Genomic DNA, 20,006 nt, shown 5'->3' with positions numbered 1-20,006 from the left:
CTAAGTCAGCTTATAGAAAATGGCGGGGCCAAAGGAGCAATCCTGAGCCTCGCCATTTTCAAGTTTCTAGGGTTATTATCTTGTAAAGCGTGAGGCTGAACTAGCTTCGGCGGGCTGGCCTGGCCCGGAGCAGGCGGGCAGCGCTCAGCTCTCCTGCCGCCCCCTTGGCTCTGGCACTCGTTGCGCCCGGTAGCGACCTGGCGGTGCGGCAGAGCCGCCGCTTGATCTCGCCTGGCTTGAGATCAGGCTTAAGCGCGAGCAACAGGGCGATGGAGCCACTGACATGTGAAGTGGCCATGGAGGTGCCACTCATTTCTTTGTAGCCGCCCCCCAGCCAAGCGGAGGTAATCTTCTCGCCGGGGGCGTAAATATCAATGCAGGGGCCATAGTTGCTGAAGGAGGCTATTTTGCCGTCCTTGTTGGTGGCACCAACAGAGATGGTCTGGGCGTAGCGGGCAGGGTAATCCGCGCCGCGACCCTTCTTGTCATTACCGGAGGATGCGACGACGATAATACCTGCATTATAAGCTTTGCGAATAATATTTTGCAGCGCCTGGCTATTGCTCTTCATGCCAAAGCTCATATTTACGATGTGCATTCGATTTCGAACGCACCAGTCAATGCCCAGAATAATATCAGAGACATAGGCCGAGCCGTTATGGTCGAAGGCCTTGACAGGGAACACCAAGGAACGGGGAGCAACCCCCATCATCCCTTGCGATCCGCCAGCGGCGGAGATGGTTCCGGCAATATGAGTGCCGTGACCGTTATCATCAAAAGGCAGGTTGACCCGGTTGAGCAGGTTGATGCCTCGGGCCAGGGAATGGCGTAGATCCGGGTGATTGAAGTCTGCTCCCGTGTCAATGACCCCGATTCGGATGCGATAGCCCGTAGATGCAGACCAGGTTTCCGGGGCGCCGATTCGCCGGACGCCCCACGGAATGGTAGGCGTCTTCCCCTTACTTGCGGGGGCCGGACTATGCACACTGAGCTTACTATCTTCTTCGACCTGTAGGCCGAACCGAGAACGGGCAAAGTCCCCTCCTGTACCAAGGGGGCAGATTAGCGCTTGCAGCAGCGGTGAAGTGCGCACATACCGTAATACCGGGTGCCGCTGCTTCTGCTTGGATATTTGTCGTGCGCATTCAGCATAGGCGGCCGGATGTGCGAAGCGGATAATGGACCGTCCGCTCTTTCCGGAGGTGTCGACTTGATCGTTCAAATAACGAAGGAATCCGGAGTAGTTCATCGATAAGTAGCCCCTCCTGACGAAGCGTGTTGAAGTATATTATGACGATCCGATTTTCCTTGAATGGGAAAGCGGCCCTGTTCTTCAGGAAATGGGCCATAACCAAAGTTTAGGCGCAAAAGTAGCGTGTCAAAGCGGCGGCTCAGACATAAAATGAAGGGAAGGCCAATTCGGCTTTCACCAGATCCGGGAGGGTAGCGTAACTTTTCTCGGTGAAGGATACAGTCGAGGGGCGAAGAACCCAAGTTCTTCGTCCCTTTTTCATGTTCTAAAACGTGCTGGAAGTAAGGGTGGGGGCCGGACGAATTTTTAAAACTTGCAATTTAGTGCCAAATAGGTTTTACTAAGTTGTGATATGAATAGGTTAGTGAAGGAAATCACCCGTTTTTGGATGGAAAACTCCTTTACTCCCTGATGAAATAGTGAACTTTGCGTGAGAGGAAGTGTCCGTAACGTGAGTACCCCGCTTAATTTGAAAATTGACCCGGAGAAGGTTCAGGAAATCCCAATGGTGGATCTGGCCTTTATGATCTTGAAGGCGGCCAATACGCCGCACTATTATCGTGATCTGATGAATGAGGTCGCCAAGCTGCGCGGCATGAATGAAGCAGAAATCGACGAAGCGATTGCACAGCTTTATACAGAAATAAATATTGATGGTCGGTTTGCCTGCGTTGGCACCAACCTGTGGGGCTTGAAGCGTTGGTATCCGATTGAGCGTTCGGAAGACCCTGTCGGGAATTCCAAGCGTCCGCGTATCATCAACGATGAAGATGATGATCTCGAAGACGACGATTTCGTGGAAGAAGAAGATAGTTACACCTCCGGCGAAGAAGAAGATTATGATGCTTTGGAAGATGATTCCGAAGACGAATTATTCTCTGAGGAAGACGAGGAAGAGGTAGAAGAAGACGAAGAACTGCTCGGTGACGAGGAGATCGACGAAGAGGACGAAGAGAAAGACGAGGAAGATGAGGATAACTTCGAGGAGAACGAAGAAGATTAATCCGAAGTAGCAGTTTATGAAGAGGCGGCCCCCGGGCCGTCTCTTTTTGCGTTTAGCCTTTATTATCCTTTGGTTCAGATCGTTGACAGCTTGCTTAAGAGCATTATATAATGATGAAACTGATAATCATTATCAAGTAGACAACGCGACTTGATACATAAAATACATTCAAGATAAGGAAGGTATGCAAATGTTCGCAACAAAAAGATTTTCATTTACCGCTCTCATTATTTTAGTAGTTCTTATGGTGGCTGTCGTAGGTTGTGGTAGCAAGCCTTCGAATGCTCCTGCTGCTAATGCCGGCAATTCAGCCAATACAGAAACTCCGGTCACAGACAACACGGATTCAGCCGGTGAAGCGTCGCAATATCCAATTACAATCAAGCATGCGCTTGGTGAAACGGTGATTGAAAGTAAGCCGGAACGCGTAGTTACCGTACAATGGGCCAACCATGACGTTGTGCTTGCTCTTGGCGTTGTCCCTGTCGGCTTCTCGGCAGCGAACTTTGGCGTACAGGATGATAGCGGTTTGTTGCCTTGGACCGCTCAGAAGCTGGATGAACTCGGTGTGAAAGACCCGAATGTCTTCCAAGATACGGATGGACTTGATTTTGAAGCGATCTCTGATGCTGATCCAGACGTTATCCTCGCCGCCTACTCGGGCATTACGCAAGAAGATTATGATCTGCTGAGCGAGATTGCTCCGGTTGTAGCTTATCCAAATGCTCCTTGGGCAACCACATGGCGCGAGCAAGTTACACTTAATGCTACTGGGATGGGTATGGCAGCAGAAGGTGAGCAACTGATTAAGGATACTGAGGATATGGTCAAGGAGAAGCTGAGCCAATATCCACAAATCGAAGGCAAGAAAGTCGTATGGGTTAACTTCTCCGCTAAGGACATGTCCCAACTGCACATCTATACGCCTGTAGATTCTCGTGTTTCTTTCTTGTATGAACTGGGCATGGTTTACCCTGAGAGCATCACAAGCCAAATCACAGACCCTTCGAGCTACTCTCTGAAGCTGAGCGCCGAGAATGCTGAAGCGCTGAACGATGCTGATCTGTTGGTGGGCTATGGTAATGATGAATTGTATCAAGCGATCAAAGCAGATCCGCTCTTGGGTAAGATTCCTGCGATTGAGCGTGGTTCGGTAGCATTTATCGATAGCGATACACCGCTGGTGGCGGCTGGTACGCCAAATCCGCTTTCCATCGCATTTACGATTGACGAATACTTGAAATTAATTGGAGAGGCTGCCGACAAGGTCAATGAATAGTTCGTCCCTCTCCAAGCATAAAGAACTGCGCATGCACCTGCCAAAGCATTTTACGACGGTGCTGATAATTTGTATCGTACTGCTTGGTGTATGTGTGATTGCCTCGCTAGTCCTGGGTTCCAGGCTAGTGAGGTTCCAGGAATTGATGGATGGATTATTCCATTCGGATATTGACTCCTATGGAGCGAATATCGTGCGCAAGAGGATATCCCGAACCGTATTCACCTTGTTTTGCGGGGCGGCACTTGGGGTTGCGGGATCGCTGATGCAAGCGGTCACTCGCAATCCCATTGCTGATCCAAGCATCCTTGGCGTGAACACAGGGGCATCCTTGTTTGTGGTTTGCGGCATCGCATTCTTCAACATTAGCACGGCAGGGCAATATATCTGGCTGGCTCTCGCTGGAGCCGCTATCACGGCGGTCTTCGTATTCGGCATAGGTTCCATGGGGCGTGGCGGTGCCACGCCCATTAAGCTTGTTCTCGCGGGGGCAGCCACCAGCGCGGCCTTGTCCTCGCTGGTAACGGCAATTATGATTCCACGCTCATACGCGATGGATCAGTTCAGGTTCTGGCAGGTTGGGAGCGTTGGCTCGGCAAATTGGAATGCGATCGTTACGTTTATTCCATTCCTTGCGGTTGGTATCCTGATTGCGTTAATCACGGCTCCGGCATTAAATGCGCTGGCGCTGGGAGATGAAGCGGCTACTGGACTGGGTGTGCGAACCGGAGTGCTCAGGCTAGTTGCTGCGGCAGGGGGCATTTTTTTGTGTGGTGCCACTACGGCACTCGCAGGACCCATCGGCTTCATAGGGCTGCTGTCGACCCATGTTGTGCGTCTTATGCTTGGACCTGATTTACGGTTGGTTATTCCGATGTCAGCCATTTCCGGGGCGATTATTCTAACGATATCAGATGTATGCGGGCGATTACTTGGCAACCCGGGAGAGCTGGAAGTCGGTGTGGTCACCGCATTCGTTGGCGCCCCAATCTTAATCATACTAGCCATGAGAGCGAAAGTGCGTTCATTATGAGAAATCAATCCATTGAATTTATTATGGCGGGTAGACGTAAGCGTCGCCGCCGCTGGGGCCTTGTGACGGGTCTGCTGGTCATGCTATTGGTGGTCCTTTGTTGTGCCATGTTGTTATTGGGCAACACCATTTATCCGATTCAAGATGTCGTTCGAGCACTTTCCGGGGAATCTATCAAAGGAGTGTCCTTTGCAGTCAATACGATTCGTTTGCCAAGAATGCTGGCTGGCTTATTTGCCGGGTTTGCCTTCGGCATCGCAGGTCACACCTTCCAGACAATGCTGCGTAACCCCCTGGCGAACCCGAATGTCATTGGAATTACTTCCGGTTCAAGTGCTGCGGCTGTCTTCTGCATTACTGTCCTTCATGCTAACGGAGCGGTTGTGTCTGCAGCCTCGGTGTTAGCGGGGTTGGCTACGGTCACGGTAATTTACTTCCTGTCCAGAGGGCGGGCGTTCTCGATCGGACGGTTAATTCTGATCGGTATTGGCCTTCAGGCCATGCTGGATGCCGTCATCTCCTATCTTCTACTCGTGGGTGCACAGCAGGACATCCCAGCCGCCATCAGATGGCTGACAGGCAGCCTCAACGGTTCTCAACTCGACGAGTTGCCACCACTGATTATAGCGGTTCTGGTTCTTACACCTGTTGTAGTTCTGCTTGGCAAGCATCTGGATCTTCTTGAACTGGGAGAGCAGGCAGCGTCTTCGCTGGGAGTTCACACAGACAAGACGAGGGTGGCGCTTATTCTTAGTTCCGTGGGCATGATTGCCATGGCTACGGCTACCACGGGACCCATAGCCTTTGTGGCTTTCCTGTCGGGACCTATTGCCAAGCGGTTGGTTGGAGCAGGCTTCTCGAATGCTATTCCTGCCGGCCTGGTTGGGGTTAACCTTGTTCTGGGAGCAGATCTCATCGGACAATTTGCTTTTGAGACAAGATTTCCCGTCGGCGTGATTACCGGAATTCTCGGAGCTCCTTATCTGGTCTTCTTGCTTATCCGAATGAATCGAAGGGGAAGTTTATGATGAAACCAACACATACCTTTAAGACCGAAGCCGCTGTAGCGGGGTACGATCATAAGACGGTCATTCAAGGCGTCAGCCTGGTGATTCCCAACAATAAGATCAGTGTTATCATTGGGGCTAACGGCTGCGGCAAATCAACCCTGTTAAAGGCTATGGCCAGACTCATCAAGCCTACCTCAGGTGAAATTACGTTGGATGGCAAGCCGGTCAATAAGATTCCGCCCAAGCAATTAGCCCGGGTACTGGGCCTGCTTCCGCAATCTCCTATCGTTCCTGAAGGAATCTCGGTAGCAGACCTGGTTGGACGGGGGAGATTCCCCCATCAATCCTGGCTTAGCGGCTGGCGAAAACAGGATTATGAGGCCGTCGCCGAGGCGATGGAAATTATGGACATTACGGAGCTAGCCAACCACCATATCGATGAGCTATCGGGCGGACAACGGCAACGTGTATGGATCGCTATGGCTCTTGCGCAACAGACGGATATTTTATTGCTGGATGAGCCGACAACCTTTCTCGATATTACCTACCAGGTCGAAATTCTCGATCTACTCACGGATCTTAATCGCAAGCGCGGAACTACTATTGTTATGGTGCTCCACGATATTAACCTGTCAGCGCGTTATGCAGACCATATCTTTGCCCTTCATGAGGGCAAGCTGATTGTCGAAGGTGAGCCGTCCGAGGTTATCACCAGTGAAAGGGTCAATCAGATCTTTGGCCTGAACTGTACAGTCATCAAGGACCCGGTATCAGGCTCGCCTTTCGTTGTACCGAGAGGAAGGTACCATGTTCAGCAAGATGCAACCTCTTAAATAACAGACTCTTGGACAGCGGTGTCGGGCCGCTCCGGGAGCTGGGTTAGTCTGGTTTCTATCGTTTGCCTGGTTTCTCGTACAATCCGACATGTGACCGTATTTTGAAGGAACGGCAAATGGGCCTTCACTTGACTTGACACGGGCAGGGGTAACGGGTAAACTATTGCATGGGCTTATGATTTAAACCTATAAAATATGAATTTTTGAAAAAGTGCCCCGACCTATTCGGGTGTCACTTTTTTTGTTTTTATAGCCTTTTTGGCTATGCTTTAACGAACATTGGGTTACGCTAATGATCTATAAGTTTCCTGAATTTCTGGATGTTGGCTGTTTTTATCGACACGTACTACTTTAGGGGGTTTTTGGTTGTGGCAAAATATATTTTCGTGACAGGCGGGGTTGTATCCTCGCTGGGCAAGGGCATTACAGCGGCTTCGCTCGGGAGATTGCTGAAGAACAGAGGCTTGAAAGTAACGATCCAGAAATTCGATCCATATATTAATGTCGATCCGGGGACGATGAGTCCTTATCAGCATGGCGAGGTATTTGTGACGGATGACGGAGCCGAGACGGACCTTGACCTGGGTCACTATGAGCGTTTCATCGATATTAACCTTTCCAAGAACAGCAATGTGACGACGGGCAAAATTTACTCCTCGGTTATCGGCAAAGAACGCCGTGGTGAATATCTGGGCGGAACCGTTCAGGTTATTCCTCATATCACCAACGAGATCAAGGAACGGGTATTCCGCGCAGGCCGGGAAGCGGGTTCTGACGTTGTTATTACCGAAATCGGGGGTACGGTCGGGGATATCGAGAGCTTGCCTTTCCTAGAGGCCATCCGCCAAATCAAGAGTGATATCGGACGCGAGAACGTGATGTACATTCATGTAACGCTTATTCCTTATATCAAGGCAGCCGGCGAAGTGAAGACCAAGCCGACTCAGCATAGCGTCAAGGAACTTCGCAGTATTGGTATTCAGCCGAATGTGATCGTCTGCCGGACCGAATATGAACTGTCAGATGATATGAAGGCCAAGATCGCCCTGTTCTGCGACATTGATCCCAATGCTGTCGTGGAATGCCGGGATGCCGCAACCTTGTATGAAGTACCATTGAATCTTCGCAATGAAGGCTTGGATGAGATTGTGGTCAATCATCTGAAGTTGACAACGCCAGCTCCGGACATGGGTGAGTGGGAAAGCCTTGTAGAGCGCATTAACAAGCTGGAGAAGACGGTGGAGATTGCCATTGTTGGTAAATACGTTGCACTGCACGATGCTTATTTAAGTGTGGTTGAATCCTTGTCACATGCCGGATTTGCTGCGAATGCGGATGTGAAAATTCGTTGGGTCAATGCCGAGGATGTTACCGATGAGAATGTAGATGAACTCCTTGGTGGTATCGGCGGAATTCTTGTGCCGGGCGGCTTTGGTGATCGGGGAATTGAAGGGAAAATCACGACGATCCGTTATGCTCGGGAGAAGAAAATTCCGTTCTTCGGTATCTGCCTGGGGATGCAGGTGGCTGTTATTGAATATGCTCGTTCGTTGGCAGGACTTGATGGTGCTAATAGCTCGGAGATCAATCCTGGTACGGAGTATCCGGTTATCGACTTGTTGCCAGAGCAGAAGGATATCGAAGATCTTGGTGGAACGATGCGTTTGGGCCTTTATCCATGCAAGCTGACGCCAGATTCGCTGGCTATGCAATGCTACGATGATGAGTTGGTTTATGAGCGTCATCGCCATCGGTATGAATTCAATAATGCCTATCGTGAGACGTTGGAACGCGAAGGTTTGCGTATCTCCGGGACATCCCCCGATGGTCGGCTTGTGGAAATCGTGGAACTTCCCGATCATCCATGGTTCCTGGCAGTGCAATTCCATCCGGAATTCACTTCTCGTCCGAACCGTCCACAACCGTTGTTCCGTGAGTTTGTGAAGGCTTCGCTCACCCATCTGTCCTAAGGTGTGACAAGCTCGTCTGACCGCACCTATGCAAGATTTCCTCAGCAAGATGAGCTGACGATTTATTAAGGTTCTTTTTTCCATTAGAGAAGGGATTTACAAATCGAAAGCGAATAATTGTATGTATGACCAGAGATTGCTGGCGGTCTTGTAGGAGGGTATCACGGTGGAGGAGAAGAAGGTATTAGTTGTCGATGATCAGAACGGTATCCGCATTTTGTTAATGGAAGTGTTCAGCAGTGAAGGGTATACCACATTTCAGGCAGCTAACGGGAAGATGGCGTTGGAAATTGTCCGGAGCGACTCGCCTGACTTGGTGCTTCTTGACATGAAAATTCCGGGAATGGATGGTTTGGAAATCCTCAAGCATATCAAAGAGGTGAATCCGGACATCAAGGTCATTATGATGACGGCCTACGGAGAACTCGATATGATCAAGGAAGCGACGGATCTTGGAGCCTTGATGCACTTTACGAAACCCTTTGACATTGATGAAATGCGCGCAGCAGTCAATATGCATCTCAAGGGCGGCGCGCGCCTTTAAGGCATAATCGGCAACAGAAAAGAGACCTCTATGAGGAGCAGGCGTAGCACTTCGTCCGCCCTTCTCATAGGGGTCTTTTTGGAGAGAAAAGAAACACAGCCCGTTCACACATCCCCGATAAACGTTGAATAGTAATTTTGACAGGTTGTGTTATAATAAAAAAGTGTGTGAATGTCGGCTAAATAAGATAAATCCCATATCCTTAGGAGGATTGAAACCAATGCCATTAGTATCGATGACAGACATGTTGAACAAAGCCCTCGCCGGTAAATATGCTGTGGGTCAATACAACATTAATAACCTGGAATGGACACAAGCCATTCTTGCCGCAGCAGAAGAAGAGAAATCCCCAGTAATTCTGGGTGTTTCCGAAGGCGCAGCTCGCCATATGAGCGGTTTCTACACCGTTGTTAAAATGGTAGAAGGCCTGTTGCATGATATGAAAATTACGGTTCCTGTTGCGATTCATCTCGACCATGGTTCCAGCTTTGATAAATGTAAAGAAGCGATTGACGCGGGCTTCACTTCCGTAATGATCGACGGCTCTCACCATCCGATTGACGAGAACATCGCCATGACGAAAAAAGTGGTTGAGTATGCCCATGCCAAAGGCGTATCAGTAGAAGCAGAAGTTGGTACGGTTGGCGGTCAAGAAGACGATGTTATCGGCGGCATTCAATATGCTGACCTTGCTGAGTGCGTACGTATCGTTAGAGAAACGGGTATCGATACATTGGCTCCAGCTTTGGGTTCCGTACATGGTCCTTACCTTGGCGAACCAAACCTCGGCTTCAAAGAAATGGAAGAAATTCGTGATGCGGTTCAACTGCCATTGGTTCTTCATGGCGGGACAGGCATCCCAACTCACGACATTGCCAAAGCAATCTCGCTGGGTACTTCCAAAATCAACGTGAACACCGAGAACCAAATCTCCTTCAGCAAAGCGGTACGTGAAGTGTTGGCTGCCAAGCCAGATGCTTATGATCCACGTAAGTTCATCGTTCCTGGCCGTGATGCAATCAAAGCTACCGTTGTTGGCAAGATCCGCGAATTCGGTTCGAACAACAAAGCTTAAGTTTGGATATGATTTTTTTCACTTAAATAGGGTGACATGGAGAGCACACCGCCTAGACGGTGTCTTTCCATTTCTACCGCTAAATTAGGGTGAGCTTGTGTACCGATGCAAATAAGTAGGGGGATTCTGGACTTATGGAGAAATTAATGATCCGTGGCGGGCGTCCGCTACGCGGCAGCGTCTCAATCAGCGGCGCCAAGAATAGCGCGATCGCGCTGATTCCTGCTGCCATCCTGGCAGAATCCGAGGTTGTACTGGATAACTTGCCGGTGCTCAGCGATGTAGCGGTATACTCGGAAATCTTGGAAGAGTTGGGTGCGCAGGTGTTTTGGGAAGGTAACCAAATGCGTATCAATCCTGCGGATATTCGCTCAATACCGATGCCTAATGGACCGGTGAAGAAATTACGGGCTTCCTATTATATGATGGGAGCCATGTTAGGGAGATTTAAGGAAGCTACGATTGGCTTGCCTGGAGGGTGCAATTTTGAACCCCGTCCGATTGATCAGCATATCAAAGGTTTTGAAGCTTTAGGAGCCACCGTGACGAATGAGCATGGGGCGATTCATTTGCATGCCAAGGAACTGCGCGGCGCAAAGATTTATCTCGATGTCAGCAGCGTAGGAGCAACGATTAACATTATGCTGGCGGCTACCCGAGCCAACGGCTCCACAATTATCGAAAATGCGGCCAAAGAGCCTGAAATTATAGATGTAGCTACTTTGTTGAACTCCATGGGTGCGGTCATCAAAGGAGCCGGCACGGAAACGATTCGTATCGAGGGCGTTGCCGAACTGAAGGGATGCCGCCATTCCATTATCCCAGACCGGATTCAAGCCGGTACATATATGATTGCTGCCGCAGCTACACGCGGTGATGTCATCATCGATGGTGTTATACCCAAGCACTTGGAGGCATTAACTGCCAAGTTGATTGAAATGGGTGCCAGCGTTGAAGAATTGGATGAGAGCATCCGTGTAATCGGGCGGCCATCCTATGAGCATGTTGATGTTAAGGCCTTGGTGTATCCAGGATTCCCTACGGATATTGGATCTCCGATGACCAGCTTGTTAACGCAGGCTGACGGCGTGAGCGTTTTCAGCGATTTTGTGTATAGCAACCGATTCAAGCATGTACCTGAGCTTATCCGTATGGGAGCGAAGATTCGTGTTGAAGGTCGTTCGGCGATTATTGACGGGGGCGTGCTGAATGCTGCCAAGGTGAAGGCGGCCGATCTGCGTGCAGGTGCTGCGCTAGTTGTGGCGGGCCTGACCGTCGCTGAGGGAATTACTGAAGTGACCGGTGTAGAGTTGATTGACCGGGGATATGATCAGCTAGTTCCTAACCTGCGTGCGCTGGGTGCTGATATTTGGCGGGAAGCAGAATAACTTTCTGCTTTCCCGCATAAGCCTGGCACAACAGGGAATACTGTGTCAGTAAGTCTATCATATTGCTGTATTTCATAGATTCCAAAAAAATTGAATAGGTGGTATTTTATTATGGATCTGCAAATTGCCGATTTGGAAGGGATGAAGCTGACGGAGCTGTACAAGCTCGCCAAGCAATATCAAATTCCTTATTACGGTCAGTTGAAGAAGAAGGAATTGATTTTTTCGATTCTTAGGGCGCAGGCTGAACAAAGCGGATTGATGTTTATGGAAGGCGTACTCGAAATTTTGCCTGAAGGTTACGGCTTCCTAAGACCCATCAATTACTTGCCAAGCACCGAAGACATCTATATATCTGCTTCACAAATTCGTAAATTTGATTTGCGTACCGGAGATCTCGTCTCCGGGAAGTGTAGAACTCCCAAGGAAAATGAACGTTACTTCGGCCTGCTTCAGGTCAATGCGGTGAACGGAGAGAATCCTGCAGTCGCGGCGGAACGCCTTCATTTCCCGGCACTAACTCCACTTTACCCACAGACTAAGCTGGTGCTCGAAACTTCCCCAAATCACTTATCTACCCGTATTATGGATGTACTTGCTCCGGTTGGGTTAGGACAACGCGGTTTGATTGTTGCTCCGCCTAAGGCAGGGAAGACCTTGCTACTTAAAGAAATTGCTAACAGCATTTCTACCAATAATCCCGAAATTGAACTGTTTGTGTTGTTGATTGATGAGCGGCCTGAGGAAGTTACCGACATGCAACGTTCAGTGAAGGGAGAGGTTATTGCCTCTACGTTTGATGAGCTTCCGGAGAATCACATCAAGGTAGCGGAATTGGTATTGCAACGTGCATTGCGGCTTGTGGAGCACAAGAAGGATGTCGTTATTTTGCTCGACAGTATTACACGTCTGGCACGGGCATATAACCTGGTTGTTCCTCCTTCAGGACGTACGTTGAGCGGGGGGATTGACCCGGCAGCATTCCATCGTCCCAAGCGTTTCTTCGGGTCTGCGCGGAATGTGGAGGAAGGCGGAAGCCTGACGATTCTGGCTACTGCTTTGGTAGATACAGGTTCGCGTATGGATGACATTATATATGAAGAGTTTAAGGGCACAGGCAACATGGAGCTGCATCTGGATCGGAAGCTGGCGGAACGCCGCATATTCCCGGCTATCGATATTCGCCGTTCTGGTACACGCCGCGAAGAAGTGCTGTTGAACAAGGAAGAACTGGATACCATTTGGGCTATTCGCAAAAATATGAACGATTCCTACGATTTTGTCGAAGGATTCTTGAAGAAGCTGCGGGACAGCAAGACGAACGCAGAATTTCTTGCTTCGTTTGATGCTTCCGGAAATACGTCTTCCAATAGCGGAGCACGGCGTCCGGTACGCACAGGAGGCGTGTCCGCACGAACGAATTCCACATCCTCGGGTGCGGGCAGCGCAAATGGTAATAACACCCAATAGTGCGAGTTCAAAAACTACCTTTATTGATTAGCAAATAGAAGCAAGAGGAGAACAACATGTACTTAGTATATGCAGATGAGCAAGGACAGGTCTACGATCATCCCTCACTGTACGGGCTTGCCCGCAGTGCGGATATGATTGTGGAGATCATGGAGGACGAATTAATCCCGCTACCAGAGGGCGCAACCCTGGTGGGGTTGCCATCTACTCGGCCGATTGGTATGGACCCGAGCACCGGTGAGATGAAGCCCCTCCCTGGCAATATGCAGGCAGTAGGCGCTCTGCTTCCGCAAGGCTATACCCGTCTTTGCCTGCCGGGGTACGTGAAGACAGATAAGGACTATAAGCTTCCTTTGTTTGGCTATTCCGCGGTTGTCTGGAAGGAAGGACAGTTTTACGTTACCGCCCGGATGTCGGATGATCCCGAGAAGTGGAATCCACTCAACTGTGATCCACTTGAACTCAAAAGTCAGGTTAAATCTTATATCTCTCGTTACCCGGAGAATCGTCTGTATGAGCATTTGTCCAATTGTGCGCTGGGGTATGAGTGCTTGACCGCCTCCAATACGTTCTTGAACCGCTGGGAGGGGGCAGTTCCTGTCTCCTATTCCTGTAATGCAGGTTGTTTTGGCTGTATTTCGGAACAACCTGATGATAGCGGTTTTGTATCGCCGCAGACGCGCATGAATTTTCGTCCGCGTGTGGAGGAACTGGTGGAGATCATGATGGAACATCTGACAACTCCGGAGTCGATTATCAGCTTTGGGCAAGGCTGTGAGGGGGAGCCCTCTACGCAGGCCAAGCTGATTATTGAATCGATTCGGGAGGTTCGGCGCCAGACAGAAATGGGCTACATCAACATTAATACGAATGCGGGTTTAAGCGACCATATCCGTGGTATCGTGGACGCAGGTCTGGACCTCATGCGTGTAAGTACCATCAGCGCGCTGGATGGCCATTATAATGCGTACTACAAGCCACGTGGTTATACGCTTGCTAATGTGGAGAAATCACTGCGTTATGCTGCGCAGCAAGGTGTATATACTTCTATTAATTATCTAATCTTTCCTGGTGTTACTGATCGGGAGGAAGAAGTCGAAGCCATGGTCGAATTTGTTCGACGCGCAGATGTGAAGCTCATCCAGCTTCGCAACCTTAACATTGACCCCGAGAGCTACCTGGAACTGATTCCTAAGGCAGAGGGCGAAATATTAGGTATGAAACAAGCTATCGAAATTTTCCAGCATGAATTGCCTGAAGTCGTAATTGGCTCCTACACCCATGTTCCTCCGGCTGAACTAGCTCGGGTCAAGATTCGTGGGTAAAACAAGCAATTGCGCCAAGAGATAGGCCGTGCTATAATTCGTTTGTGTGTCATTATAACTCTGTGCACGATTGAGGCTCAGGGCGGAAAGAGGTGAAAGTGATGAACGAAGCAATTCAACCGAAATACCACGTAACTACGATCACATGTGCTTGCGGAAATACCTTTGAAACAGGTTCCGTGAAGCAAGACCTGCGCGTTGAAATTTGCTCCAACTGCCATCCATTCTTCACAGGTAAACAGAAATTCCTGGATGCTGGTGGACGTGTGGATAGATTCAAAAAGAAATACGGCATCTAAGACTTACGTTGAACAACTATTGGACGAGAACGTCCCTTGCCATCAAATGGCAAGGGACGTTTTTTTGTAATCATAGCTCTTCATTTATTTCTTGAACTCCACGCTTTGCTTGAGGCTGGTCCATTCTTCATTCTTGATGATACCCAGGCGCCATAAGGCGACTCCCTTAAGATCATGCCGTTTGGCCAATCCCACGAGCGTTTTGACAGAGGTCTGATCCTCGCTGTTCAAATTCATCCCGAGGATCAGCTTGTTCTTGGAGGTTTCCTTGAGTGCGAGCCGAATCGCTTCGTCAACCTTGTCCGCAGGCTGTGGCTTGTTGCTGTTGTCGCCTGGCAAATAATCGTAGGCCATGATGACCAATTCATCCGCAAGCACGCCCAGAGCCTTATAATCATAACCTTGATATGATGAGTTCAGTGGATGCAGTGCCAAAGCCAGCTTTAGGCCCGAATTCCCGGCTTGCCGGGCAAGGTCTTTAACAAAATAGGTGAAGGCTTGCCGTGTAGTTGCTTTGTCTGTGGTTAACCCCAGACCTTCAAAGTCTAGCAGAATACCTTGGAAGGATTTGTCTTTAGCCGCATTAATCATATCCTTAATGGCTTGTTCGCGGAGGGCAGCATCCTCGATGATTTTGGTCAATTCACCTTGGGCATCTCCGGCATAGACCATCAGATAAGGCAAGGTGCGATCATTGGCGGCCTCTTTAACGAGCGAGTCAGGGGTAACATCGCCGGCGGCCTGAGGAAGTTTGTAATCGTCCCCCGTTTGTGTGAACTGGCCGTTCTTGTCAATGCGACTCCAGCCGAAAGCGACTGCATCCAGGCTTGGAATAACAGCAACCTCCGAGTAGGAAGAAATAGCATAGAAGCCAAGAGTATACATACGCTTTTGTGGCGACGTAATGGAGACGGTGCGGGTAGCTTGCTCCCAGGCAACCCCGGCTCCAAATTGTTGACTGAAGAAACTCAGCGGAATCAGTGTGTTTCCGTTAACAGAACGTGGGGCAACAGCTAGTGTAACGGAGTTATTGTTCACTTTGGCGGTACTACTATCTAATGTTAACTCGACCCGTAGCGCCTTGGCCCCTTCTCCCTTGACGGCTGAGATGGATTTCGTCGATTGATTCCAGGTTACGGAAATACCTAGAGCTTCAGATATAGATCGGAACGGCACGAGGGTAGTGCCATTCACGATGAACGGATCTCCGGAAAAGGCCAACGGATAGCCGTCCAGTAAGATTTGGACAGGAGCGGCGGCACTGGAATAAGATGGTTGAATGCCGGCAATGCCTCCAGTTAAGAGCGTGGCAGCCAACAATAATTTTCCAATCTTCTTCATGATGTTCTCCTCTCTCATGGTATGACATCTGTTTCCTATTCTACTAATATATCAAAATAAGGTGTCGAAATCTAAGTAGAGTTGTAAGAAATCGGAAGATTCTGACCCTGCCTAGCGGCGGTTGCAATTTAAACAGGCATGAGATATACTTATTTTCACCGTGCTAGACGGGGAGGTAGCGGTGCCCTGTAACTCGCAATCCGCTATAGCGAGGTTGAATTCCTGTTAGAGGTCTTGTCGATGTGAGGTTTGGTCTTTATGACTGGCGTTGATGGACGGGTCCTCCGCAAGGAACGCCTGTGAACCTGGTCAGGTCCGGAAGGAAGCAGCCATAAGCAGTGTTGTCCCTGTGCCGGAGGGTTACCTGTCCTGAGCCATGGCATGAAGGTGCCGCTCGGATCGCAACGATCAATAATGGGTGCACGGTAATATTAGGATCATAAGCATACATCTTTGTCTGAGGACAAGGGTGTTTTTTTTGTACATAGACCAAGAGGCTATAGTATAATAAGGAAACGACATCCGTCGTTTAAGGAAAGGAAGAGGTGCCGCATTATGGAGCATATTGCGCTGTACCGTGCTTGGCGGCCACAGTCGTTCCAAGACATGGTGGGGCAGCAGCATATCGTTCGCACGCTACAGAACGCCATCCGCGAGCAGCGGTTGTCACATGCGTATTTATTTAGCGGACCGCGAGGAACGGGTAAGACCTCAACAGCCAAAATTTTGGCCAAGGCCGTGAACTGTGAGAAGGGACCGGCGGCGGAGCCTTGTAATGAATGCGATGCGTGCCGAAGAATTACTACTGGTGCCGTGATGGATGTGCTAGAGATCGATGCTGCATCCAACCGCGGGGTGGAAGAGATTCGCGATCTGCGCGAGAAGGTGAAATACGCCCCTACGGAAGTGCGACAGAAGGTTTATATTATCGATGAAGTTCATATGCTGACTACGGAAGCATTCAATGCGTTGCTGAAGACGCTGGAGGAACCTCCACCACATGTGATGTTCATCTTGGCGACAACGGAACCTCACCGGCTTCCGGCTACAGTAATTTCGCGCTGTCAACGCTTTGACTTTCGCCGGGTTTCATTGGAGGAGCAAAGTGCTCGGCTACGGGTGATTTGTGAGCAAGAAGGCATAGAAGCCGAAGAGGAAGCCATTGAATACATTGCTCGCCTGTCGGATGGGGGGATGCGTGACGCGTTAAGCATCCTGGATCAGATTGCTTCCTTCTCCGGTCGGCAGGTCTCCTATCAGCAAGTATTGGATATGACCGGTGGAATTGCTTCGCAACAATTTGCCGAGCTCGCGAAGACCTTGCTTGCCGAAGATGTTGGTGGCATGCTACAAATGATTGAGGGATTTATGCAGGAGGGCAAAAGCGCAGATAAGTGCATGGAGAACCTCCTCTACTATTTCCGCGATGTGTTGATGGTCAAGCTGGTGCCCAAGGCGGACAAGTTAACGGAACGGGTATTAGACCCTAAGGACTTCGCTGAAATTGCCCAGTCCTTCTCCAAACCTCAGCTATTTCGCATCATTGATACCTTGAATCATTACCAGACAGAAATGAAATACGCTGTTCAGCCGCAAACGTTGTTTGAGGTGGCGTTGTTGAAAATCTGTACGTTGAATGGTGAAGAGGTTGCGGAACAGCCGGCACAGGTCCGCGCCGCTCAGTCGGTCGATGCGTCTGAGATGAACCAGCTAAAGCGCCAACTCGCTGAACTCGAAGCCAAGCTGGAACGGGCGGTTCAAGGGGGACTCTCCGCCTCAGCAGGAGGGAGTACCTCGGCATCCACCCAGCGGCCTTCACGAAGCCCGGCTCCGAGAGTGGCTTCCAAGGCCAAAATTCCTTCAGGGATGGAGCAATATCTTGCGGCCCGTAACAGTCCTGAATTTATGGAAATTCAGAACAAGTGGAATCAGGTATTGCAGGCGGTTAAGGAGGAGCGGGTAACCATCCATGCCTGGTTCATGAATGGAGAGCCCGTTTCGTTATCCGAGGACACGGTGCTGGTTGCCTTCAAGAATGATATTCATCGCGAGACCACTGAGAAAGCGGCGAACAAGCAACTCATCGAGAGTGTGTTGGAGCGCAAGCTTGGAGCCCCGTACCGTCTGGTCACGATGATGATCAAGGATTGGAACGATGCCATTCAGGGTACTACAGAGCAGCCTGGTGAACCATTTGCCTTGGAGCCTCCCCCTGAAGATGGCGGAGATAGCAAGGAACCTTGGGTTGATGAAGCCCTGAACATCTTTGGTGATGACCTGGTTGTCATCAAGGAATAACCATTACAAGAAGTAGTACGAATTATTCAGATCATTCAAAAGGAGATGTGAACAACGTGAACAATATGAACCAAATGATGAAGCAAGTAAAGAAAATGCAAGAGCAAATGCTGAAGGCGCAAGAAGAGCTGGCTACCAAAACTGTGGAGGGCACTGCCGGAGGTGGCGTGGTGACTGCAGAAGTCAATGGTCATAAGAAGCTGCTCGCCTTAACAATTAAGCCGGAGGCTGTGGATCCGGACGATGTGGAAATGCTGCAGGATTTGGTGCTTACTGCTGTGAATGATGCTTTGACTAAGGCCGAAGAACTGGCTAACCAAGATATGGGCAAATTTACGGGCGGAATGAAAATTCCAGGCCTGTTCTAATTTTATAAGCTGAAGGAGAGGCCCCATTGTATTATCCCGAACCGATCGCGAAGCTGATCGATGCGTTTACCCACTTGCCCGGAGTTGGTCCCAAGACGGCCGCCAGATTGGCCTTCCATGTGCTGCGCATGAAGGAGGATGATGTCATTGATTTCGCCAAAGCGCTCGTTAGCGTTAAGCGTAATCTGCATTATTGCTCTGTGTGCTGCAACATTACGGACACGGACCCTTGCCGTATTTGCCAGGATAAGACTCGCGATGCGTCGGTGATTTGTGTTGTGCAGGAATCCAGAGATCTGGTGGCCATGGAGCGAACGAAAGAATTTAATGGCTATTATCATGTGCTGCAGGGAGCCATCTCCCCGATGGAGGGCCTGGGTCCGGAGGATATCCGGCTTAAGGAACTGCTCAACCGCTTGAGCGATGAGCGGGTCAAGGAGCTCATCCTGGCCACCAATCCCAATATTGAAGGGGAAGCGACAGCGATGTATATTTCCCGGCTGGTGAGGCCGTTTGATATCCGCGTCACCCGTATTGCTCATGGTCTGCCTGTTGGCGGCGATCTGGAGTATGCGGATGAAGTGACCTTGTCTAAGGCGCTGGAAGGGCGCCGGGAGATTAATTAAATAGAATAGTCAGAGCCTGTAAAATGAACTTTGAACCTTTGGTGCAAGCCGGGGTTTGAGGTTCTTTTTTTGCGATGACAAGGTTCTAAGTTTGTCCCCATCTTGATACATATGGAATAAACCGTAGGGAGGGGACGAACGATGAAAAGGTGGAAATGGTGGGCTGCTAACCGAACGGACATGCTGTACAAGGGAGAAATGCTGGAGCATAAGCGTGAGCTTTACGGCGAGGTGATTAAGGCGCTTAAGGAGTGGGAACGAGCCCACACTGCTTTTCAGCAGGCAATAGGACCGGACGAGGTTGATGTAGCTATTTATACTCTGGAGGCGGCAGAGCGAAGATATCAAATTCATTTGAAGGCGGCCAAGCAGGCCAAGCTGGATTGGGATGCTTTTCAGTACGGCTCGTTTTTTGGAGAGAGTTCGTAATCCTAATAAAGGGAGGAAACAAAGGTGAAGCTGGTGCTGGCAGGGGTTCTTATTGTATCGTTGATCTTATTACTGTATGTTCTGTTCTCGCGCAGGCTGGGGTTTGCCTGGATTACACGACTGGGTCTGCATTTTGTACTTGCTGCTCTAGGTATCTACGTCATAAATTTCTCGGGACTTATCACCGAAGTTTATATTCCCCTAAACCTGGTGACGGTAAGTACAGTGCTTGTGCTTGGGTTGCCAGGTGTAGCATTGTTACTGGGCTTAAAATTAATCATGATTTAATGGTTGACTGGCGTTTGTGATCTGTGGTACATTATAAATCGCTTCTCCGCTGGGACAAGCTTGCACGCGAAGCTGCACAAGGCTTGCGAGAAAAAAAGCTTGACTAACGGTAGCTCGATATGATACCTTATAAAGGTCGCTGCTGAAACGAAGCGATGATAAAAGTGAAGGT

At 49.7% G+C, this 20,006-nt stretch carries 20 protein-coding genes and 1 other RNA gene; 18 read left to right on the top strand and 3 right to left on the bottom strand.

Features of this window, described 5'->3' with window-relative positions:
• Positions 1-100: 100 nt before the first annotated feature.
• Positions 101-1,249 carry a S8 family peptidase gene (locus tag AC1VOR_RS22800; protein WP_482621275.1) on the bottom strand — a complete coding sequence of 383 codons (1,149 nt, stop codon included), beginning with the start codon at positions 1,247-1,249 and terminating at the stop codon, positions 101-103.
• 454 nt (positions 1,250-1,703) lie between these two features.
• Here AC1VOR_RS22800 and rpoE point away from each other — a divergent pair, with 454 nt between their 5' ends.
• The 12 genes from rpoE (at position 1,704) to rpmE (ending at position 14,484) form a co-directional block, all read left to right on the top strand.
• The gene (gene rpoE / locus AC1VOR_RS22795; RefSeq protein WP_482621273.1) at positions 1,704-2,255 is read left to right on the top strand and encodes a DNA-directed RNA polymerase subunit delta; all 552 of its coding nucleotides are present in this window, start codon (positions 1,704-1,706) and stop codon (positions 2,253-2,255) included.
• 190 nt (positions 2,256-2,445) lie between these two features.
• Positions 2,446-3,534 (top strand): iron-siderophore ABC transporter substrate-binding protein, encoded by a 1,089-nt coding sequence (locus tag AC1VOR_RS22790; RefSeq protein ID WP_482621271.1) that lies wholly within the window; start codon positions 2,446-2,448, stop codon positions 3,532-3,534.
• Positions 3,527-4,567, top strand: coding sequence for a FecCD family ABC transporter permease (locus tag AC1VOR_RS22785; RefSeq protein WP_482621269.1), 1,041 nt, complete (start codon positions 3,527-3,529; stop codon positions 4,565-4,567). The genes AC1VOR_RS22790 and AC1VOR_RS22785 overlap by 8 nt, the downstream gene beginning before the upstream one ends.
• Entirely contained in the window at positions 4,564-5,595 is a 1,032-nt protein-coding gene (locus AC1VOR_RS22780; protein WP_482621267.1) for a FecCD family ABC transporter permease, read from the top strand. Before AC1VOR_RS22785 ends, AC1VOR_RS22780 begins: the two co-directional genes overlap by 4 nt.
• A complete protein-coding gene (locus AC1VOR_RS22775) occupies positions 5,595-6,410 on the top strand; it encodes an ABC transporter ATP-binding protein (RefSeq protein ID WP_482621321.1) in 816 nt (271 codons plus the stop codon). Before AC1VOR_RS22780 ends, AC1VOR_RS22775 begins: the two co-directional genes overlap by 1 nt.
• A gap of 371 nt (positions 6,411-6,781) precedes the next feature.
• Entirely contained in the window at positions 6,782-8,383 is a 1,602-nt protein-coding gene (locus tag AC1VOR_RS22770; protein ID WP_482621265.1) for a CTP synthase, read from the top strand.
• Between the two features lie 166 nt (positions 8,384-8,549).
• Positions 8,550-8,927, top strand: a complete 378-nt coding sequence (locus tag AC1VOR_RS22765) for a response regulator (RefSeq protein ID WP_059048666.1) — start codon at positions 8,550-8,552, stop codon at positions 8,925-8,927.
• A gap of 220 nt (positions 8,928-9,147) precedes the next feature.
• On the top strand, positions 9,148-10,002 hold the full coding sequence (fba, locus tag AC1VOR_RS22760) for a class II fructose-1,6-bisphosphate aldolase (RefSeq protein ID WP_482621264.1): 855 nt from the start codon (positions 9,148-9,150) through the stop codon (positions 10,000-10,002).
• Between the two features lie 134 nt (positions 10,003-10,136).
• On the top strand, positions 10,137-11,390 hold the full coding sequence (locus tag AC1VOR_RS22755) for a UDP-N-acetylglucosamine 1-carboxyvinyltransferase (protein ID WP_482621263.1): 1,254 nt from the start codon (positions 10,137-10,139) through the stop codon (positions 11,388-11,390).
• A 111-nt stretch (positions 11,391-11,501) separates the two neighbouring features.
• Entirely contained in the window at positions 11,502-12,860 is a 1,359-nt protein-coding gene (gene rho, locus AC1VOR_RS22750) for a transcription termination factor Rho (RefSeq protein ID WP_482621261.1), read from the top strand.
• Positions 12,861-12,916: 56 nt separating this feature from the next.
• On the top strand, positions 12,917-14,185 hold the full coding sequence (locus AC1VOR_RS22745) for a radical SAM protein (protein ID WP_482621260.1): 1,269 nt from the start codon (positions 12,917-12,919) through the stop codon (positions 14,183-14,185).
• 101 nt (positions 14,186-14,286) lie between these two features.
• Entirely contained in the window at positions 14,287-14,484 is a 198-nt protein-coding gene (gene rpmE, locus AC1VOR_RS22740) for a 50S ribosomal protein L31 (protein WP_482621258.1), read from the top strand.
• Between the two features lie 84 nt (positions 14,485-14,568).
• On the opposite strand, the gene AC1VOR_RS22735 is transcribed toward rpmE, so the two are convergent.
• Positions 14,569-15,825, bottom strand: coding sequence for a stalk domain-containing protein (locus tag AC1VOR_RS22735; protein ID WP_482621256.1), 1,257 nt, complete (start codon positions 15,823-15,825; stop codon positions 14,569-14,571).
• Positions 15,826-15,983: 158 nt separating this feature from the next.
• Here AC1VOR_RS22735 and ffs point away from each other — a divergent pair.
• The 6 genes from ffs to AC1VOR_RS22705 all read left to right on the top strand — a co-directional run bounded on the left by ffs (position 15,984) and on the right by AC1VOR_RS22705 (position 19,834).
• Positions 15,984-16,251: signal recognition particle sRNA large type (ffs, locus tag AC1VOR_RS22730), an RNA gene on the top strand.
• Positions 16,252-16,380: 129 nt separating this feature from the next.
• On the top strand, positions 16,381-18,123 hold the full coding sequence (dnaX, locus tag AC1VOR_RS22725; RefSeq protein ID WP_482621255.1) for a DNA polymerase III subunit gamma/tau: 1,743 nt from the start codon (positions 16,381-16,383) through the stop codon (positions 18,121-18,123).
• Between the two features lie 56 nt (positions 18,124-18,179).
• The gene (locus AC1VOR_RS22720; RefSeq protein ID WP_482621254.1) at positions 18,180-18,491 is read left to right on the top strand and encodes a YbaB/EbfC family nucleoid-associated protein; all 312 of its coding nucleotides are present in this window, start codon (positions 18,180-18,182) and stop codon (positions 18,489-18,491) included.
• A gap of 26 nt (positions 18,492-18,517) precedes the next feature.
• Positions 18,518-19,117, top strand: coding sequence for a recombination mediator RecR (gene recR, locus AC1VOR_RS22715; RefSeq protein WP_059048659.1), 600 nt, complete (start codon positions 18,518-18,520; stop codon positions 19,115-19,117).
• A gap of 198 nt (positions 19,118-19,315) precedes the next feature.
• Positions 19,316-19,546, top strand: coding sequence for a DUF2508 domain-containing protein (locus AC1VOR_RS22710; protein ID WP_482621319.1), 231 nt, complete (start codon positions 19,316-19,318; stop codon positions 19,544-19,546).
• Positions 19,547-19,570: 24 nt separating this feature from the next.
• Positions 19,571-19,834: a pro-sigmaK processing inhibitor BofA family protein gene (locus tag AC1VOR_RS22705; protein WP_482621252.1), complete on the top strand. Its 264-nt coding sequence runs from the start codon at positions 19,571-19,573 to the stop codon at positions 19,832-19,834.
• Here the strand turns inward: AC1VOR_RS22705 and AC1VOR_RS22700 are convergent.
• The coding region (locus AC1VOR_RS22700) for a hypothetical protein (RefSeq protein ID WP_482621250.1) at positions 19,820-20,006 on the bottom strand (187 nt) is incomplete at its 5' end. The two genes, AC1VOR_RS22705 and AC1VOR_RS22700, sit on opposite strands and share 15 nt — an antisense overlap.

The organism is Paenibacillus sp. 1SOY10, from assembly GCF_056836745.1.
This window is presented reverse-complemented; position numbering and strand designations above follow the sequence as displayed.